The sequence below is a fragment of the Azotobacter beijerinckii genome (assembly GCF_900110885.1).
Lineage (GTDB): Bacteria > Pseudomonadota > Gammaproteobacteria > Pseudomonadales > Pseudomonadaceae > Azotobacter > Azotobacter beijerinckii.
In genome coordinates, this window is sequence record NZ_FOFJ01000013.1 from 49,755 (window position 1) to 68,591 (window position 18,837).

15 protein-coding genes and 3 tRNA genes are annotated in these 18,837 nt (G+C 66.8%); 4 read left to right on the forward strand and 14 right to left on the reverse strand.

Annotated elements, in window-relative coordinates; genetic code table 11:
- Positions 1 to 15 precede the first annotated feature (15 nt).
- The 13 genes from BMY22_RS08995 to BMY22_RS09060 all read right to left on the reverse strand — a co-directional run bounded on the left by BMY22_RS08995 (position 16) and on the right by BMY22_RS09060 (position 12,641).
- Positions 16 to 92 (reverse strand) — tRNA-Arg (locus tag BMY22_RS08995).
- Positions 93 to 156: 64 nt separating this feature from the next.
- A tRNA-Arg gene (locus tag BMY22_RS09000) sits at positions 157 to 233 on the reverse strand.
- 111 nt (positions 234 to 344) lie between these two features.
- Positions 345 to 435 (reverse strand) — tRNA-Ser (locus tag BMY22_RS09005).
- A gap of 61 nt (positions 436 to 496) precedes the next feature.
- On the reverse strand, positions 497 to 682 hold the full coding sequence (gene csrA / locus BMY22_RS09010; protein WP_003283978.1) for a carbon storage regulator CsrA: 186 nt from the start codon (positions 680 to 682) through the stop codon (positions 497 to 499).
- A 183-nt stretch (positions 683 to 865) separates the two neighbouring features.
- Positions 866 to 2,101 carry an aspartate kinase gene (locus tag BMY22_RS09015; protein WP_090621325.1) on the reverse strand — a complete coding sequence of 412 codons (1,236 nt, stop codon included), beginning with the start codon at positions 2,099 to 2,101 and terminating at the stop codon, positions 866 to 868.
- 99 nt (positions 2,102 to 2,200) lie between these two features.
- Positions 2,201 to 4,825 (reverse strand): alanine--tRNA ligase, encoded by a 2,625-nt coding sequence (gene alaS / locus BMY22_RS09020; RefSeq protein WP_090621327.1) that lies wholly within the window; start codon positions 4,823 to 4,825, stop codon positions 2,201 to 2,203.
- A gap of 362 nt (positions 4,826 to 5,187) precedes the next feature.
- Positions 5,188 to 5,466, reverse strand: a complete 279-nt coding sequence (locus tag BMY22_RS09025) for a topoisomerase II (protein ID WP_090621329.1) — start codon at positions 5,464 to 5,466, stop codon at positions 5,188 to 5,190.
- 36 nt (positions 5,467 to 5,502) lie between these two features.
- Complete coding sequence (astB, locus tag BMY22_RS09030; RefSeq protein WP_090621331.1) at positions 5,503 to 6,849, reverse strand: N-succinylarginine dihydrolase; 1,347 nt, start codon at positions 6,847 to 6,849, stop codon at positions 5,503 to 5,505.
- Positions 6,846 to 7,877 (reverse strand): arginine N-succinyltransferase, encoded by a 1,032-nt coding sequence (gene astA / locus BMY22_RS09035; RefSeq protein WP_090621333.1) that lies wholly within the window; start codon positions 7,875 to 7,877, stop codon positions 6,846 to 6,848. Before astA ends, astB begins: the two co-directional genes overlap by 4 nt.
- Before the next feature lie 49 nt (positions 7,878 to 7,926).
- Positions 7,927 to 8,943 carry an arginine/ornithine succinyltransferase subunit alpha gene (gene aruF, locus BMY22_RS09040; protein WP_090621335.1) on the reverse strand — a complete coding sequence of 339 codons (1,017 nt, stop codon included), beginning with the start codon at positions 8,941 to 8,943 and terminating at the stop codon, positions 7,927 to 7,929.
- Positions 8,944 to 8,981: 38 nt separating this feature from the next.
- Positions 8,982 to 10,202 carry an aspartate aminotransferase family protein gene (locus tag BMY22_RS09045; protein ID WP_090621337.1) on the reverse strand — a complete coding sequence of 407 codons (1,221 nt, stop codon included), beginning with the start codon at positions 10,200 to 10,202 and terminating at the stop codon, positions 8,982 to 8,984.
- A 225-nt stretch (positions 10,203 to 10,427) separates the two neighbouring features.
- The gene (locus BMY22_RS09050) at positions 10,428 to 11,402 is read right to left on the reverse strand and encodes a GlxA family transcriptional regulator (RefSeq protein ID WP_090621339.1); all 975 of its coding nucleotides are present in this window, start codon (positions 11,400 to 11,402) and stop codon (positions 10,428 to 10,430) included.
- Positions 11,403 to 11,813: 411 nt separating this feature from the next.
- Positions 11,814 to 12,641, reverse strand: a complete 828-nt coding sequence (locus BMY22_RS09060; RefSeq protein WP_090621342.1) for an HpcH/HpaI aldolase/citrate lyase family protein — start codon at positions 12,639 to 12,641, stop codon at positions 11,814 to 11,816.
- 509 nt (positions 12,642 to 13,150) lie between these two features.
- On the opposite strand from BMY22_RS09060, the gene phhA reads away from it, so the two are divergent.
- The 4 genes from phhA to ggpS all read left to right on the forward strand — a co-directional run bounded on the left by phhA (position 13,151) and on the right by ggpS (position 18,146).
- Positions 13,151 to 13,936: a phenylalanine 4-monooxygenase gene (phhA, locus tag BMY22_RS09070; protein ID WP_090621344.1), complete on the forward strand. Its 786-nt coding sequence runs from the start codon at positions 13,151 to 13,153 to the stop codon at positions 13,934 to 13,936.
- Positions 13,937 to 14,020: 84 nt separating this feature from the next.
- Positions 14,021 to 14,377 (forward strand): 4a-hydroxytetrahydrobiopterin dehydratase, encoded by a 357-nt coding sequence (locus BMY22_RS09075; RefSeq protein ID WP_090621347.1) that lies wholly within the window; start codon positions 14,021 to 14,023, stop codon positions 14,375 to 14,377.
- A gap of 143 nt (positions 14,378 to 14,520) precedes the next feature.
- Positions 14,521 to 15,801, forward strand: coding sequence for an MFS transporter (locus BMY22_RS09080; RefSeq protein ID WP_090621349.1), 1,281 nt, complete (start codon positions 14,521 to 14,523; stop codon positions 15,799 to 15,801).
- A gap of 92 nt (positions 15,802 to 15,893) precedes the next feature.
- Entirely contained in the window at positions 15,894 to 18,146 is a 2,253-nt protein-coding gene (gene ggpS / locus BMY22_RS09085) for a glucosylglycerol-phosphate synthase (RefSeq protein WP_090621350.1), read from the forward strand.
- 43 nt (positions 18,147 to 18,189) lie between these two features.
- On the opposite strand, the gene arfB is transcribed toward ggpS, so the two are convergent.
- The gene (arfB, locus tag BMY22_RS09090) at positions 18,190 to 18,603 is read right to left on the reverse strand and encodes an alternative ribosome rescue aminoacyl-tRNA hydrolase ArfB (protein WP_090621352.1); all 414 of its coding nucleotides are present in this window, start codon (positions 18,601 to 18,603) and stop codon (positions 18,190 to 18,192) included.
- Between the last annotated feature and the right edge of the window lie 234 nt (positions 18,604 to 18,837).

Sequence of the window (18,837 nt, forward strand, 5' to 3'; positions counted from 1 at the left end):
CAGGCCCTTTTGTTATGGCGCACTCAGGAGGATTCGAACCTCCGACCGCCCGGTTCGTAGCCGGGTACTCTATCCAGCTGAGCTATGAGTGCGTGCGGCGCTTGATAGACCAGATCACCGCTGGTTTCGAACCACCTCGAGAAGGAGGTTCAAATATGGCGCACTCAGGAGGATTCGAACCTCCGACCGCCCGGTTCGTAGCCGGGTACTCTATCCAGCTGAGCTATGAGTGCGCTGAGCGTGCGCATTATAGAGATTCAGTTTCGATATTCAAGCAATAATTCGGTCAATTTCATCAACTTACCGAACCACCGCAGGAAACCTACCCCTATAACACTTGTGAATGGCGGAGGAGGGGGGATTCGAACCCCCGACACCCTTTTGAGGTGTACTCCCTTAGCAGGGGAGCGCCTTCGGCCACTCGGCCACCCCTCCGCAACACGGGGCGAATCATACCCGCCTTTGCCCCGCTTGCCAAGCCAAAAATCGATAAAAATTAGTGGCTTGGCTCTTGATCTTTTTCTTTCTGGATGCGCTGGTAGATTTCTTCGCGATGTACTGCGACCTCTTTCGGCGCATTGACGCCAATGCGCACCTGGTTACCTTTCACACCCAATACGGTGACCGTCACATCATCACCCACCATCAGGGTCTCTCCGACCCGACGAGTCAGAATCAGCATTCCTTTCTCCTTTTATGGGAAGTCAACAGGACAACAGTCTGCAAAAATAAAAATGGCTATATCCCCAGCGTACCTCAAGGAATATACACCCAAGTATTGACCAGGGCTGGCGAAAGAAAAGCCCTCTTCACCCGGGCAAAACGACGAAGGCGCGGGATATCCGCGCCTTCGCCGATCACTGGCTCACTCGCCCTGGCGGGCGGGAGCATCCAACTCGAACGCGGTGTGCAGGGCGCGAACCGCCAGCTCCAGGTACTTCTCCTCGATGACCACGGAAACCTTGATTTCCGACGTCGAGATCATCTGGATGTTGATACCTTCCTTGGCCAGAGCTTCGAACATGCGACTGGCGACTCCGGCATGGGAACGCATACCCACTCCGACGATGGAAACCTTGGCGATGTCGGTATCGCCGATGACCTCACGCGCACCGATTTCGCGCGCGGTGTTCTCCAACACGCGCATGGCGCTCAGATGATCGTTGCGGTGCACGGTGAAGGTGAAATCGGTGGTGTTGTCGTGCGCGATGTTCTGCACAATCATGTCCACTTCGATATTGGCCGCACTGATCGGCCCGAGGATCTTGAACGCCACACCGGGATTGTCCGGTACGCCGCGAATGGTCAGCTTGGCTTCGTCGCGATTGAAGGCGATGCCGGAAATGATCGGCTGTTCCATGGATTCCTCTTCATCGATGGTAATGAGGGTGCCCGGCCCCTCCTGAAAGCTGTGCAGCACGCGCAGCGGGACATTGTATTTGCCGGCGAACTCCACCGAGCGAATCTGCAGGACCTTGGAGCCCAGGCTGGCCATTTCCAGCATTTCCTCGAAGGTGATCTTGTCCAGACGCTGGGCCTTGGGCACCACGCGCGGGTCGGTAGTGTAGACGCCGTCGACATCGGTATAGATCTGGCACTCGTCGGCCTTCAGAGCCGCCGCCAGGGCCACCCCAGTGGTGTCGGAACCGCCGCGCCCGAGGGTGGTGATGTTGCCGTGCTCGTCTACCCCCTGGAAACCGGCGACCACCACCACGCGGCCGGCCTTGAGGTCGGCCCTCAGCTTCTGGTCATCGATCTGCAGGATTCGCGCCTTGGTGAAGGAGCTGTCGGTGAGAATGCGTACCTGGTTGCCGGTATAGGATACCGCCGGCACACCGCGCTTGATCAGCGCCATGGCCAGCAGGGCGATGGTCACCTGCTCGCCGGTCGACACCATCACATCCAGCTCGCGCGGTACGGGCTGCTCGCTGATCTGCTTGGCCAGGCCGATCAGACGATTGGTTTCGCCGCTCATGGCGGAAACCACGACCACGATGTCGTCGCCGTTCTCGCGAAATTTCTTGACCTTCTCGGCCACCTGCTCGATACGCTCGATGGAGCCGACGGAGGTGCCCCCGAATTTCTGTACGATCAACGCCATTTAAAAAGCCACCTAAGCCCGTAAAGGGCGCCATTAAACATTTCCAGCGCGCCGACTGCCAAGGCCGGCCGGCGCGGCTCGAGGTCGGGAAGCAGGCCGTTACAGGCCCTGCTCGACGAACGGAACAGCCAACGCCAGCGCCTCGTCCAGCTTGCCGGCATCGGTGCCGCCGCCCTGTGCCATGTCCGGGCGACCGCCGCCCTTACCGCCGACCACGGCTGCAGCCTGCTTCATCAGCTCGCCGGCCTTGAGCTTGCCGGTCAGATCCTGGGTAACCCCGGCGACCAGCACGACCTTGCCGTCGAACTCGCCGCCAAGGAGGATCGCCGCACTGCCCAACTTGTTCTTCAACTGGTCGACCAGCGCCAGCAGGGCCTTGCCGTCCAGACCGTCGAGGCGGGCGGCAAGCACCTTCGCGCCCTTCACGTCCCGCGCCGAAGCGGCCAGATCATCGCCAGCACTGCTCGCCGCCTTGGCCTTGAGCTGCTCCAGCTCCTTCTCCAGCTGGCGGTTGCGCTCGAGCAGGGCACCCAGCTTGTCCAGCAGATTGTCGCGGCTGCCCTTGACCAGGCTGGCAGCCTCCTTCAGCTGCTGCTCGGCTTCGTTCAGATAGGCCAGCGCGCCCGCGCCGGTCACCGCTTCGATGCGCCGCACGCCGGCCGCCACGCCCCCCTCGCTGACAATCTTGAACAGACCGATGTCGCCGGTGCGGCGGGCATGGATGCCGCCGCACAGCTCGACGGAGAAGTCGCCCATGCTCAGCACGCGCACGCTGTCGCCGTATTTCTCGCCGAACAGGGCCATGGCGCCCTTCTTTTTCGCCGTATCGATATCGGTGACCTCGGTCTCCACCGCCGCGTTCTTGCGGATCTCTGCATTGACCAGCGCTTCCAGCGCCCTCAGCTGCTCGGGCTTGATCGCCTCGAAGTGGCTGAAGTCGAAACGCAGGCGCTGGCTGTCGACCAGCGACCCCTTCTGCTGCACATGCTCGCCGAGGATCTGGCGCAAGGCGGCATGCAGCAGGTGGGTGGCCGAGTGGTTGAGCGCAGTGGCGCCCCGCACCGAGGCGTCGACCTGGGCGTCCAGGGCCTGACCGACGCGCAGGCTGCCTGCGCCGACCACACCGTGGTGCAGATAGGCACCGCCGGCCTTGGTAGTGTCGCGCACCTCGAAGCACACGCCGCCGGCATCGCTCAGGTAGCCGCAGTCGCCGACCTGGCCACCGGACTCGGCGTAGAACGGCGTACGATCCAGCACCACCACGCCCTCCTCGCCTTCGCCAAGCTGCTCGACCGCCGCACCGTCCCGGAACAGGGCAATCACCTGGCCCTGGCCGAAGGTTTCGTCATAGCCGGTGAAGCGGGTGTCGGCATCGACCTTGACCAGGCTGTTGTAGTCCAGGCCGAAGGCGCTCGCGGAGCGGGCACGCTCGCGCTGGGCCTGCATCTCGCGCTCGAAGCCTTCCTCGTCGAGGGACAGCTCGCGCTCGCGAGCGATATCGCCGGTCAGGTCGACCGGAAAGCCGTAGGTGTCGTACAACTTGAACACCACCTCGCCGGGAATCACCGAACCTTTGAGTTCGGCCAGATCCTGCTCGAGGATCTTCAGGCCCTGCTCCAGGGTCTTGGCGAACTGCTCTTCCTCGGTCTTCAGCACCCGTTCGATATGCGCCTGCTGCTGCTTGAGCTCCGGATAGGCCTCGCCCATCTCGGCTACCAGCGCGCCAACGATCTTGTAGAAGAAGCTACCTTTGGCGCCGAGTTTGTTGCCGTGGCGGCAGGCGCGGCGAACGATGCGGCGCAGCACGTAGCCGCGGCCCTCGTTGGACGGAGTCACGCCGTCGGCGACCAGGAAGCCGCAGGAGCGGATATGGTCGGCCACCACCTTGAGCGACGGCGCACCGTCGTTGGCGCAGCCGATAGCCTGCGCGGAAGCGGCCAGCAGGTTCTGGAACAGGTCGATCTCGTAGTTCGAGTGCACATGCTGGAGCACCGCGCTGATCCGCTCGAGGCCCATGCCGGTGTCCACGCTGGGCGCCGGCAGCGGGTGCAGCACGCCGTCCGCGGTGCGGTTGAACTGCATGAACACGTTGTTCCAGATCTCGATATAGCGGTCGCCGTCCTCTTCGGGGCTACCGGGCGGGCCGCCCCAGATGCCTTCGCCGTGGTCGAAGAAGATCTCGGTGCAGGGACCGCAAGGGCCGGTGTCGCCCATCGCCCAGAAGTTGTCCGAGGCATAGGGCGCGCCCTTGTTGTCACCGATGCGCACCATGCGCTCGGCCGGCACGCCGACTTCCCGGGTCCAGATGTCGTAGGCTTCGTCGTCGCTGGCATAGACGGTGACCCAGAGCTTCTCGGCGGGCAGACTCAGCCACTTCGGCGAGGTCAGGAACTCCCAGGCGTAAGCGATGGCATCGCGCTTGAAGTAGTCGCCGAAGCTGAAGTTGCCCAGCATCTCGAAGAAGGTGTGATGGCGCGCGGTGTAGCCGACGTTTTCCAGATCGTTGTGCTTGCCGCCGGCGCGCACGCATTTCTGGCTGGTGGTGGCGCGGGTGTAGGCGCGCTTTTCCAGGCCGAGGAAGCAGTCCTTGAACTGGTTCATGCCGGCGTTGGTGAACAGCAGGGTCGGGTCGTTCGCCGGAATCAGCGAACTGGAGGCCACACGGGTGTGCCCCTTCTCTTCGAAGAAGCGGAGGAAGGCTTCACGGATTTCTGCGCTTTTCATAAATGAATGGGTCCAGGGAAAGCTGCGGCCACGGCAAGGTTGGCAAAGGGACGCATTATATCGGCCCCGGGCGACCACGGTAGCGCTTTCTTCCATCGCCGAGCCGCGCGCCCGGCCGGCTGCGGGACAATCGGTACCGTCAGGATTCCGGCCCGCTGCAGACCGGCGAAGCGGACGAACGGCCCGATCTGCAATGCGCGCAGGCCGGTGTGCCGGTCGTGGTGCAGGCGCCCGGAGTGGGCGTAGAAGGACGCAGCCAAGGGTCCCCACTGGCCGAAAGGACCGACAGACACCCTCGGCAGTGCGGGACTCTCACCGCCGGCACAGGAGCCTCCGGCGGACTCAGGCTACAGGCGTAACGGTCAGTGGTCGCATTCCGGGCCATGCACATGGTCGTCGTCGCCCGCCTCGGCCGGCTCCATCTCCAGTTGCAGGCTGACCAGATTGGTGGCCATCGGGCGCAGCAGCAGGTTGGCGTACTCGGTATCGCCCTCCTCCACATCCACGCCGATCAGCAGCTGGCCATTGGCTTGCTGGACCCAGAGTTCGCGGCCCTGCCAGATCACCGCGAAACGGGTGCAGGAGGTTTCCAGTTGGGTGCCATCGGTGTCTTCGAGAACGAGTTGCAGGGCATCGGTCATTGATCAGCTCCAAGGAGGCCGCCATGGGCGGCGGGTTCAGTCGATTTGAAAAGGATAGACGGAGCCCAGTCCCAGCAGCTGCGTCAGCTCGTCCAGTGCCGTGCGGCACTCGGCGAGCAGTTGGGGATCGGCCAGGTCGGCCTCGTTCAGGCGGTCGCGGTAGTGACGCTCGATCCAGACGTCGAGGCGGGCGTACAGGCCGTCGTCGAGCAGCACGCCCGGATTGACCGCACGCAACTCGCGCTCATCGAGCACCACGCGCAGTCGCAGGCAGGCCGGACCGCCGCCGTTTCGCATGCTCTGCTCGAGGTCGAACACCTTCACCTCGCGAATCGGCCCGCCCGCCGCGATCAGGCGCGTCAGATAGCGCCAGACGCTGTCGCTGGCACGGCACTCCTCCGGCACCACCAGCAGCATCGAACCGTCCGCGCGATCGAGCAGTTGGCTGTTGAACAGGTAGGAGCGCAGCGCTTCGGCGACGCTCACCTCCTCGCGCGACACGCTAATCGCCTGCAACCGGCCGCCGCGACGGGCGAGCTTGACGCGCAGCTCGGCGAGCGCCTGCACGCCGTGGAGGAAGGCGTCCTCGTGGTGAAACAGGACCTCGCCATTGCCCACCGCGATCACGTCGTTGTGGAACACCCCCTGGTCGATCACCGCCGGATTCTGCTGGGCGAAGACCAGCGCCTCCGCCTCCAGCCCGTGCAGGCGGGCCACCGCCTCGCTGGCCTCCTGGGTCTGCCGCGCCGGCAAGCGGAGCGGCGCCGGATGGCCAGGGTCGAAGGCGCTACGGCCGAAGACGAAGAACTCCACCCCCGGCTCGCCGTGGCTGCGGCAGAAACGCATGTGGTTGGCCGCGCCCTCGTCGCCGAACTGGCTTACCGCCGGCAGCGCCGGATGATGGGCAAAGTGCCGCTCGTCGGCGAACATGGCCCGCAGCAGGCGACCGGTCGTGGGATGTTCGATGGAGCGATGGAAGGTGCCGTTGAGATTGGCCGGCGTGAAATGCACGCGCCCGTCCGCGCTGTCGGCGCTGGGGCTGACGGTGCAGGCATTCGCCGCCCACATCGCGGCGGCGGAGCTGCAGGCCACCAGCAACGGCATGGCGTCCCGGGCGGCCCGGCCAACCACTTCGGCATCGCTGCCGGAAAAGCCCAGGCGGCGCAGGGTTGCCACGTCCGGCCGCTCCTGGGGTGCCAGCACTCCTTGGGGAAAGCCCAGGTCGTGCAGCGCCTTCATCTTCGCCAGGCCCTGGCGGGCGGCCTCCTTCGGGTTGGAGAGCGTCTGCCCGCTGGCCTGGGAAGCCAGGTTACCCCACGACAGCCCGCCGTAGTTGTGGGTCGGCCCGACCAGCCCGTCGAAATTCACCTCCCGCGCGCTCATCGCCCGCCCCCTCGCGGCTGGGCGGCGAGCGGCGTCGCGCGCACCTGGGCACCGGCACAGAGCTGCAGGCGCCGGGCGGTCAGCGGATCGACCACCAGGGTGCCGGCCGCCACCCGCGCCGGGGCGGCGGCGATGCGGCAGTCCTGGCGCTGGCGATTATGGATCAGGTAGGGCTTGGCCTCGTCCCCCGGCGTGCCGACCGCCAGCACCAAGGTCTGGCTGTCGCGCACCGCGCGGATCTTCGCCGTCTCGCATTCGACCACCGGGCCGGCATCGAAGATGTCGACGTAGCCCTGGTAGCTGAAGCCCTCCGCCCGGAGCATCGCCAGCGCCGGTTCGCTGTGCGGATGCACGCGGCCGATCGCCGCGCGTGCCTCTTCGGAGAGGAAGCAGCTGTAGAGCGGGAACCTGGGCATCAGTTGGGCGATGAAGGCGCGGTTGCCGACCCCGGTGAGGTAGTCGGCCTGGCGGAACTCCATGCGGAAGAAGTGCCGGCCGAGGCTTTCCCAGAACGGCGAACGGGCGTTGGCGTCGGACATGCCGCGCAGCTCGGCGATCACCTTGTCGGCGAACAGCGCGCGGAACTCGGCAAGAAACAGCAGGCGCGAACGCGCCAGCAGGCGGCCGCTCAGGCCGCTGCGGTGCTCGGCCTGGAGGAACAGCGAGCAGAGCTCGGAATTGCCGGTCAGGTCGTTGGCGAGAAACAGCGTGGGGATCTCCCGGTACAGCTCCAGCTCCCGCGAGGCGCTGACGGTCAGCCCGACCCGGTAGTTGTACCAGGGCTCGCGCAGGCCCACCGCGGCGGTCAGCCCGGAGACGCCGACGATCCGCCCCTGGTCGGTTTCCAGCACGAAGAGGTAGTCGGCATCGGCCTTCTCGGCCTCGCCGCGAAAGCTTCGCTCCGCCGTGGCGACGCGCTGCGCCAGGCGCTCCTCGTTGGGCGGCAGGGTGGTCAGGCCAGTGCCGGTGCTGCGGGCGAGGTCGATCAGCGCCGGCAGGTCGGCGCTGCGCACGGGACGGACGATCATGTTTCCTCCGCAGGGGCCACGGACACGGGGTAGCCCCGGCCGCGCCCGCTCACAGGGCCACCAGGCGCAGGCTATCGCCCTCGCCGACGCCGAGGGCCGCGGCCGCCTCGGCGCTCAGCGTCAGCGGCTGGCCGGGCGTCCAGTCCAGTTCGACCAGGCTGGCACGAAAATTCTGCAGGCCGCCGTTGCTGAGCAGATAGAGCCGGCCGCCCCCGGCGCCGGCGCCGATGGCCACCGGCGCCACGGCGCTGCGGGCGATCGAGCGGATGCCGGAGGTACGCGCATGGAGGATCGGTCCGCCGTCGAAGATGTCGACGTAGTGCTCGGTATCGAAACCCTCGCGGGTCATGATGTCGAAGCTGATCTGCGCGCGCGGGTGGACCTGGCCCATAGCCTCCTGAGCGGCGTCCGGCAGCAGCGGCACGTAGATCGGATAGTGCGGCATCAGCTCGGCGAGGAAAGTGCGGCTGCGCAGGCTGGACAGGCGCTCGGCCGCCGCGTAGCTCATGTCGAAGAAATGCCGGCCGACCGCGTCCCAGAACGGCGAGTCGCCCTGGTCGTCGCTCGGCCCGACGATCTCCACCACCACGGCGTCGGCGAAGCGCTCCGGATGGCTGGCCATGAACAGCAGGCGGCCGCGGGAGATCAGCTCGGCCCAAGGCGTATGCACCAGCGTCGGCTCGACATGGAAACTGCTCAGCAAACTGTTGCCGGTCAGGTCGTGACAGATCGACAGCACGTGAATCTTGTTGTGGATCTTCAGCTCGCGCGAGGCGTGCACGAAGGTCTCGTTGCGAAAACTATAGAAGGCCTCGGAATAACCGGCCGAGGCGACGATCCCGGAGCAACCGACCAGACGCCCGCCTGTCGGCTCCTCGAGGACGAAGAAGTAGCGCTCCTCGCCGTTAAAGCTGACCTCGGCGGCGAACGAGGACTCGGACACCGCGATCTTCTCGCGCAGCCGCTCGCGGTCGTCGGGCAGCGAGGTGACGCCGACCGGGCTGTCCGCGGCCAGACGCTGAACCTCGGCCAGATCGGCCATTTGCGCGGGGCGCATCACCAGCATGGGGCGTCACTCCTTGGGGACGGGCCGGAATGCGCCGCTCAGCCGCGGACCAGTCGGGCGATGGCCCGCTCGAAACGCTCCAGCCCCTCGTCGATGTCGGCATCCTCGATCACCAGGCTCGGCGCGAAACGCACCACGTCGGCACCGGCCTGAAGCACCATCAGGGCCTCCTGCTCGGCGGCGACCAGCACGTCGCGGGACTTGCCCTTCCAGGGCTCGCTCAGCACGCTGCCGATCAGCATGCCCATGCCGCGCACCTGACTGAAGATGCCGTACTCACGACCGATCGCCTCGAGACGGGTCTTGAAGCGCTGGTGCTTGTCCTTCACGCCCTGCAGCACCTCCGGGGTGTTGACCACGTCGATCACCGCCTCGGCCACCGCGCAGGCCAGCGGGTTGCCGCCGAAGGTGGTGCCGTGCACGCCGGCCGAGAAGTGCTTGGCCAGGTCGGTGCGGGTGAGCATGGCCCCGATCGGGAAGCCGCCGCCCAGTCCCTTGGCGGTGGAGAGAACGTCCGGGACCACGCCGTAGTGCATGTAGGCGAAGAGTTCGCCGGTGCGGCCGACGCCGGTCTGCACCTCGTCGAAGATCAGCAGCGCGTTGTACTGGTCGCACAGCCGGCGCGCACCTTCCAGGTAGGCCTGCTGGGCCGGCAGGATGCCGCTCTCGCCCTGGATCGGCTCCAGCACCACGGCGCAGGTCCGCTCGGAGATCGCCGCCTCCAGGGCGGCCAGGTCGTTGTAGGGGACATGGGTGATGCCTTCGGGCCGAGGCCCGAAGCCGTCGGAATACTTGGGCTGGCCGGCGACGCTGACGGTGAAGAAGGTGCGCCCGTGAAAGCTGTCCAGCGCGGAGATGATCTCGCACTTCTCGGCCCCGAAACGGTCGTGGGCGACACGCCGGGCCAGCTTGAAGGCCGCCTCGTTGGCCTCGGCGCCGGAGTTGCAGAAGAACGCCCGGTCGGCGAAGGTGGCGTCCTCCAGCTTCTTCGCCAGGCGCAGGGTCGGCTCGTTGGTGAAGATGTTCGACACATGCCAGATCTTCCCGGCCTGCTCGGTCAGCGCCGCCACCAACCGCGGATGGCAGTGACCGAGGGAGTTGACCGCGATCCCGCCGGTGAAGTCGATCAGCTCGCGACCGCTCTGATCCCAGACTCGCGAGCCCTGGCCGCGCACCGGAATGAAGGCGGCGGGGGCATAGTTGGGGACCATCAGTTGGTCGAAATCGGCGCGTTGCACCTGAGCATGCTCAACGGACATCGGGAAACTCCTGCCACGGTAGGCTAGCGAAGAAGAATTCTGGGAACGGCCCTGCGGCGGGAATCTCCACCGGGCGACAGGGTGTTGCAACGCCCATCCGCAGGGTTCCCCACGCTCCGGCGACGACGCGGAAAACGTAAGGAAGGCGCAGTTTAAACACTGTGCGGCGCGGGGGAAGCGGCGCGACGAAAAATTCCCCCGAACGGAAGCCCGCCCCGCTCCGGTTCACGACTCGACCGGCGCCGTCGGCTCGAACTGGCCGCCGGCACGGCGCTGGTTGCGATCCTCCCGCGGCGTGGTGCCGAAGAAGCCGCGGTAGGTGCTGGAAAAATGCGGCCCGGAGGAAAAGCCGCAGGACAGGCCGATCTGGATGATCGACTTGCCGGTCTGCAGCAGCAGCTGGCGGGCCTTGTTCAGGCGCAGCTCCAGGTAGTACTGGCTCGGCACCCGGTTCAGGTACTGCTTGAAGATGCGCTCCAGCTGGCGCCGCGAGACGCAGACATGCTGGGCGATCTCGTCGGTGGTCAACGGTTCCTCGATGTTGGCCTCCATCAGCAGCACCGCCTGGGTCAGCTTGGGATGGCTGGAGCCGAGGCGGTTCTGCAGCGGCACGCGCTGGCGTTCGCCGCCCTCGCGGATGCGCTCGACCACCAGCTCCTCGCTGACCGCGCAGGCCAGCTCGGCGCCGTGATCCCGGGCCAGCACCGCCAACAGCAGATCGAGTACGGCCAGGCCGCCGCAGGCGGTGAGGCGGTCGCGGTCCCAGTCGAACAGGTGGCCGGTGGCAATCACCTTGGGGAAGCGCTCGGTGAAATCCTCCTGCCAGCGCCAGTGCACCGCCGCCCGGTAGCCGTCGAGCAGACCGAGCTGGGCCAACGGATAGACGCCGGCGGACAACCCGCCCAGCTGGCAGCCCTCGCGCGCCACCTGGCGGAGCGCCGCGGCCAGCGGCGGCGCCACACGGACGGTCGGCGCATCAGCCAGCAGCAGCAGCTTGTCGAAGCCACCCAAGCGGCCCTCCCACGGTATGCCGGGCAAGCGCCAGCTGCCCTCCTGCAGCACCTCGGCCTGCAGGAAGCACAGTTCGTAACGCGCCTGCGGTTGCAGGTGGGCAGCGAGCTGCAGGGCCTCCTCGGCCAAGGCCAGGGTCAGGGGCCGGACCCCGGGCCAGAGGAGAAAACCGATTCGATGGGCAGTCATGGCGGGCGACGAAGCTTCCGGGTGCCGGGCGTTGGAAAGGCCGCGCCGACAGAACGGGCGCCGGCGAAGGCGAGCGGCATTCTAGCAGGACGAGGCGAACGACCGTGCGGCCCTGCCCACCGCACGCCCCCGCCGCCGCAGGAACCGCCGCCAGTGAAGTACATACCCTTGAAGGTCTTAAAGTAGGTGTCGGCGAAGCGGTCATGGTCGCCGTACAGGCTGAGTGCCCGGCCCAGCCAAGAGTCGATGATCACCACGGATCGATGGCAATGGCGCCCGACTGGGGCTGATCAGGCGCTGCTCGGGTGGAGCATCGCCCCTCCCAGATGATCGCCACACGCGTCGAAGCGACACTGCCGCAGCGGGTCGGCGCGAATCCGATCCATGTAAGGCAGCCGCCGTCGCGCCGACTCAGGCCAGCGCCTGCCCGGCACGCTCGAGCAGGCGCTGGGCACGCCCCACCACCGGCGCATCGATCATCTGTCCGTCGACCACGAACACCCCCTCGCCGGAAGCCGCCCCCGCCATCACTCGCCGCGCCCAGGCCAGTTCCTCGGCGGAGGGCATGAAGGCCTCGTGGACCACCGCGACCTGACCCGGATGGATGCACAGCAGGCCGCCGAACCCCATGTCGCAGGCCATCCGTGCGCGCCGGGCCAGCCCCACCGAGTCTTGGATGGCCGGGAAGATGGTCTCCAGCGGCGGCGCCAGGCGGGCGGTGCGCGACTGCAGCAGCAGTGCGTAGCGCACCTGATCCATGATCCGTTCGCCAGCCTCGCTGCCGGCGGCCAACCCCAGATCCAGCCCCAGATCGAGGCCGCCGTAGGTCAGCCGCTCGACGCCCGGGACGCGGGCGATCGCCGACAGGGCGTGCAGCCCTGTAGCAGTCTCGACGGCCGGCCACACAGGCTTGCCGGCCGCCGCCACCAGGCTGACCTGTACCGCGCTCTCCACCTTGGGCAGCACCACGCCGAGAATGCCCGGCTGGCGGCGGCACAGCTCCAGGTCCGCGGCCTGCTCGGGGTGGACCGAAGCATTGATGCGCACCAGCAGACGAGCCTGCGGGTGGTCGGTCAGAAAGGCGTCCAGATTGGCGCGCGCCTCGACCTTGAGGCCTTCCTCGACGGCATCCTCGAGATCGACGATGACCGCGTCGGCGCCACTGGCCAGCGCCTTGGGAATACGCTCCGGGCGACTCGCCGGAACGAACAGGGCGGAACGGATGGGGGCTGGATGCATGGAGGTCTCTCGCTTGTTCTCGTTATGGGAAATGCATGATGCCCGAAGCCGGGATCGCACCGGACGATCAAAGCGCGCCACCCCGCGCATCGCAAGCGCGGATGCGAGATATCGGCACAAACGGGCAAAGACGAAGGAAAGCGAAGAGGTGAAGCGAAACGGCGGGAGCGGGCAAAAAAAGGGCGACCCGAGGTCGCCCGCCCATCATTCCACTAGGAATGCAAACAAAACACTTGGATCGAATCTCCCGATCCAGGACGTCTTCTTTATACCCGACGGGAACGGCGGCCAGCATTGCACCAAGGTCTAACGGGCCCGCCCTGCTCCCGCCCCAGCCCATGCTGGCGCAGCTTGTTGGCGATGGTGGTGTCCGATTGTGAGACGTTCCTTACCGGACGAGGTACGCGACCTGCACCACGGCATGCCGTTTCCGCCAGGCAGATCCGCCCCATTCGCGCTATGCCTATATAAGAAGATAAGCGGTGCGCAGCAGCGCAGGAGGCACCGAGATGACCGCGACGCCCTATGTGGCCCGGCAACCGGACGAGCGGGGCCTGATCCCGTATTCCGAAGCCGAGCACGCCGTCTGGCAGACGCTGATCGCACGCCAATTGGCCGTGGTGGAGGGACGCGCCTGCCAGGAATACCTGGACGGCATCCAGCGGCTCGCCCTGCCGCACGAACGCATCCCCCAGCTCGGCGAGATCAACCGCGTGCTCGAAGCCGCCACCGGCTGGCGGGTAGCGCGGGTGCCGGCGCTGATCCCCTTCCAGACCTTCTTCGAGCTGCTCGCCGACCGACAGTTTCCGGTGGCCACCTTCATCCGCCGGCCGGAGGAACTCGACTACCTGCAGGAGCCGGACATCTTCCACGAGCTGTTCGGCCACTGCCCCATGCTGACCGACCCCTGGTTCGCCGCCTTCACCCACGCCTACGGCCGGCTGGGGCTGGCGGCCAGCAAGGAAGAGCGCGTCTACCTGGCGCGGCTCTACTGGATGACCGTGGAGTTCGGCCTGGTCGACACCCCGGCGGGCCGGCGCATCTACGGCGGCGGCATCCTCTCCTCGCCGAAGGAAACCCTCTACTGCCTGTCCGCGGCGCCGGAACACCTGCCCTTCGACCCGATCGAGGCGATGCGCACGCCGTACCGCATCGACATCCTGCAGCCGCTCTACTTCGTGCTGCCGGACCTGCGGCGGCTGTTCGAGCTGGCCAACCAGGACATCATGGCGCTGGTGCGCCAAGCCATGCGTCTCGGCCTGCATCCGCCGAAGTTTCCGCCGAAGGCGGCCTGAGCGCCGACAGCAGACGCAGGGCGGAAAACCCGTGCAGCGGTTTTCCGCCCGAACCCTACCTCGACCTTGCACCGGAGCCTGCCCATGACCGCCCTCTCCCAAGCCCACTGCGAAGCCTGCCGCGCCGACGCACCGAAAGTCTCGGAAGCAGAACTCGCCGAGCTGATCGGACAGATCCCCGACTGGAACGTGGAAAACCGCGACGGCATCCTGCAGTTGGAGAAAGTCTTCCCGTTCAGGAACTTCGCCCAGGCCCTGGCCTTCACCAACGCGGTCGGCGCGCTCGCCGAGGCCGAGGGTCATCACCCGGCGCTGCTCACCGAATGGGGCAAGGTCACCGTGACCTGGTGGAGCCACAAGATCCGCGGCCTGCACCGCAACGACTTCATCATGGCGGCGCGCACCGACGCGGTGGCGAACAGTCCGGAAGGCCGCGGCTGACCCTTGGCACCAGCGCGAAACAGCCAGCGACCGTTCGTCTGAAAAAATATCCTTTTTTAAAACAATAACTTGCAGGCAATATCCGATCCACCCTGGGAGCCTTTGGGTTGCCATTCGTCGGCAACCTCCCTAGGGTGGGACGCATGTGGTCCCAGATTGCTCCCATCGGTTCGCTGCTCGGCGGGGTTGCGCTACTCCTGCTCGGCAACGGACTGCTCAACACCCTGCTGACCCTGCGTGGCGTCGCCGAAGGCTACTCCACCGGGCTGCTCGGCCTGCTGATGTCCGGCTATTTCGTCGGCTACCTGCTCGGCACCTGGCTGACGGTACCGCTGATCCGCCGCATCGGGCATATCCGTGCCTTCGCCTGCTGTGCCGCCTCGGGCGCCATCGTCGCGCTGCTCCATCTGATCCTGGTCAACCCCTGGGTGTGGATGGCGCTGCGGGTGGTCTACGGCATCGTCCTGGTCACCCTCTACATGGTCATCGAGAGCTGGCTCAACGCCCGGGTCAGCGGTGACAGCCGCGGCCGGGTGTTCGCCGTCTACATGGCGGTCAACCTCGGCGCCCTGGCCCTCGCCCAGCAGCTGCTGAATCTCGCCAGTCCGCTGGAATTCCTGCTCTTCGCCCTCGCCGGCATCCTCATCTGCGCCGCGCTCTTGCCCGTCACTCTGACCCGCCAGGCCCAGCCGACCCTGCCCGACACCCCACCCACGGAGCTGCGCCAGCTGGCGCGGATCGCCCCACTGTCGGTGATCGCCTCGGGGTTGTCCGGCCTCGCCCTCGGCGCGTTCTGGGGCCTGGCGCCGGTATATGCCAGCCAGAGCGGTTTCGACGCCGCCGGGGTGGGCCTGCTGATGAGCACGACGATCCTCGGCGGCGCCGTGCTGCAGTGGCCGATCGGGCGCTATTCGGATCGTCACGACCGCGCGAAGGTGATGCTCTGCGTGGTGGTCCTCGCCGCGCTGGTCGCGCTGGCGATCAGCCAGCTGCCTGTCGGCAACCTCTTGCTCGGCGCCTTCTTCCTCTGGGGCGGGCTGGCCTTTTCCATCTACTCCATCGCCGTGGCGCGGATGGTCGACCAGTTGCACCCGGACGAGATCCTCTCCGGCTGCAGCGGCCTCTTGCTGGTCAACGGCCTGGGCTCGGCCTGCGGCCCGCTGCTCGCCGGCCTGGCCATGCACCTGCTCGGCCCCCGCGGGCTGCCGCTCTACTGCGCGCTGGTCCTTGGCCTGCTGGCGCTCTACGGCCTCCATCGCCTGCGCCGGGTGAGCGATCTGCTCAGCGAGCCGCACGCCCAGTTCACCCCCATGCTGCGCACCAGCCACACCGTGCTCGAACTGATGCCGGAAAGCGCGGCCGAACCCACCGCCGAGTCCGCCGCGACGGAAGCGGAACACACCAGGGAGGAAACCTGCACCTGACTCCCGGGGCCACGGAGGTCACCGGACACTAAAAGCTCGTCGGCCCAGGTCGGCGCGTCAACTTGCCCCACTCTTGGAGAGGAAGACAGCGCATGCTACTTGCCACCGATCTCGATGGAACCTTTCTTGCCGGCGATCCGCAGGATCGCCTGAGTCTCTATCAGACCATCACCGCCCACCCCGACATCCAGTTGGCCTACGTCACCGGCCGCAGCCTGGAGGCCGTCCTGCCACTGCTGGCCGACCCCACCCTGCCGCAGCCGGACTACATCGTCGCCGACGTCGGCGCCAGCCTCTATCACGGCGACACCCTGCAGCCGATCCAGCCGCTGCAGCACGCCATCGACGCCCGCTGGCCCGGCGAAAGCCAGATCGCCGGCGCCCTCGCCGAGCTTCCCGACCTGCAGCGCCAGGACGTGCCCCAGGCGCGCCGCTGCTCCTACTTCTGCACCCCGGAGCGCGCCGCCGACCCGGCCCTGCAGGCCATTGCCGAGCGCCTCGACTGCGACCTGCTGTACTCGGCGGAGCGCTACCTGGACTTCCTGCCGCGCGGGGTGAACAAGGGCAGCAGCCTGCTGCGGCTGGTCGAGCACCTCGGTCTCGATCCGGAACAGGTGCTGGTCGCCGGCGACACCCTGAACGACCTCAGCATGCTCAGCTGCGGCCTCAAGGGCGTCTGCGTCGGCCGCTCGGAAACCGCCCTGCTGGAGCGTACCCTCAATTGCACCCGCGTCCTGCATGCCGACAGCCCGGGCTGCGGCGGGATCATCCAGGCCTTCTCCCACTTCGGCTTCCTCGGCGAGCACGGCTTCGCCGCCGAGAGCCGCAAGTCCGCCGAGCCGGGCCAGGCCGAGCTGGTCATCGTCTACCACCGCCTACCCTACGAGGAATACCGCGAGCATGGCCGGTTGCAGCGCCGCCGACCGACCTCGCCGAACGGCATCATCCCTACCCTGCTCAGCTTCTTCGCCGACGGCCGCAAGGGCTCCTGGGTCGCCTGGGCCGAGCACGAGGCAGGCGACGGCGAGTTCGAGAGCCACACCACGGTCGACGCCGAACGCTATCCGCGCCTCACCGCCGCCCGCGTGCCGCTGGGCAAGACCGACATCGACACCTTCTACAAGCGCTTCTCCAAGGAAGCCTTCTGGCCGACCCTGCATACCTTCTGGGAACGCGCGGTCTTCAACGAAGACGACTGGCAAGTGTTCCTGCGGGTCAACCGCGCCTTCGCCGAACGCACCGCGCTGGAGGCCGCCGAAGGTGCCACCGTCTGGCTGCACGACTACAACCTGTGGATGGTCCCGGCCTACCTGCGCGAACTGCGCCCGGACCTCAAGCTGGCGTTCTTCCACCACACCTACTTCCCCTCGGCGGACGTCTTCAACGTGGTGCCCTGGCGCCGGCAGATCGTCGGCAGCCTGCTGCAGTGCGACTACGTGGGCTTCCACATCCCCCGCCAAGTGGAAAACTTCGTCGACGTCGCCCGCGGCGTGACCCCGCTGAAAGTCCTCGGCCGGCAGAACTGCGCGCCGCGCTTCGTCACCTACGGCTGCGCGGTCGGCCTGGAGCGCATGACCACCGCGGTCGACACCGGCATGCGCCAAGTCCGTCTCGGCGCCCATCCGGTCGGGCTCGATCTCGACCGGGTGCGCGACGCCCTGGCCCGGGACGCCGTGCAGCAGCAGATGGCCCGCCTGCGCGAGGAACTGGGCGAGGTGCGGCTGATCCTTTCCGTAGAACGCCTGGACTACACCAAGGGCGTGCTGGAAAAGCTCAAGGCCTTCGAGCGGCTGCTGGCGGACAACCCCGAGCTGCAGGGCAAGGTCACCCTGGCCAGCATCTGCGTTCCGGCGGCGCGGGAGATGACCGTCTACGACGAGCTGCAGGGGCAGATCGAACAGGCCGTGGGGCGAATCAACGGGCGCTTCGCGCGGGTCGGCTGGACGCCGGTGCAGTTTTTCTTCCGCAGCCTGCCGTTCGAGGAAGTGGTGGGCTGGTACGCCATGGCCGACGTGATGTGGATCACCCCGCTGCGCGACGGCCTCAACCTGGTGGCCAAGGAATTCGTCGCCACCCAGGGCCTGCTGGACGGCAGCGGCGTGCTGGTGCTTTCCGAATTCGCCGGCGCCGCCGCCGAACTCAAAGGCGCCCTGCTGACCAACCCCCACGACACCGCCGACCTGGTGCACCAGTGCAACCTGGCGCTGAACATGCCCGGGAGCGAGGCCCGGGCGCGACTGCGCGAGCTGTTCGACATCGTCGCCTTCAACGACATCCGCCGCTGGGGCGACGAATTCCTCGGCGCGCTGGAGGAGCCGCAGGTGCCAATCCGCGCCATCGCCTGACGGCCGCGAGCGCCGGCCGCCTACCTCCGGTGCGCCGGCGCCTTCAATAGTCCACCCGGCCCCGCCCCGCCTTGACCGCTCCGCGCTTGCTCTTCCCCTCCAGTCGGCGCTGTTTCGAGCCATAGGTCGGTTGGGTCGGGCGGCGCGCCTTCTCCACCTTGGCCACGCTGCGGATCAGCTCGGCCAGGCGCTCCAGGGCATCCGCGCGGTTCTGCTCCTGGGTGCGGTACTGCTGGGCCTTGATCACCGCCACGCCCTCGCCGCTGATGCGCCGGTCGTGCAGGGCCAGCAGACGCTCCTTGTAGAACTCCGGCAGCGACGAGGCGCGGATGTCGAAGCGCAGATGCACCGCGCTGGATACCTTGTTGACGTTCTGCCCGCCCGCTCCCTGGGCGCGGATCGCGCTCAGTTCGATCTCGTCGTCGGGCAGGCGGACGGTATTGGAGATTTCCAGCATGACGGACTCGGTCGAAGGGGACGGGCAGGATAACCGCTCGCGAGGAGAATGGGTTACCGGAATACATATGCAACACTTATATATATTCCGCATCGCCACTTAACTGATTAAGCGAAGCCGCTACCCGCTTCGCATAGTTTCGCCAAGATCGGAGCATCGGCCGTAAAGTCGACCAACAACTTTCTACAAGAGCTGCACGCCCCCGAGCACAAACTATTCCGGACATCAGTCCGA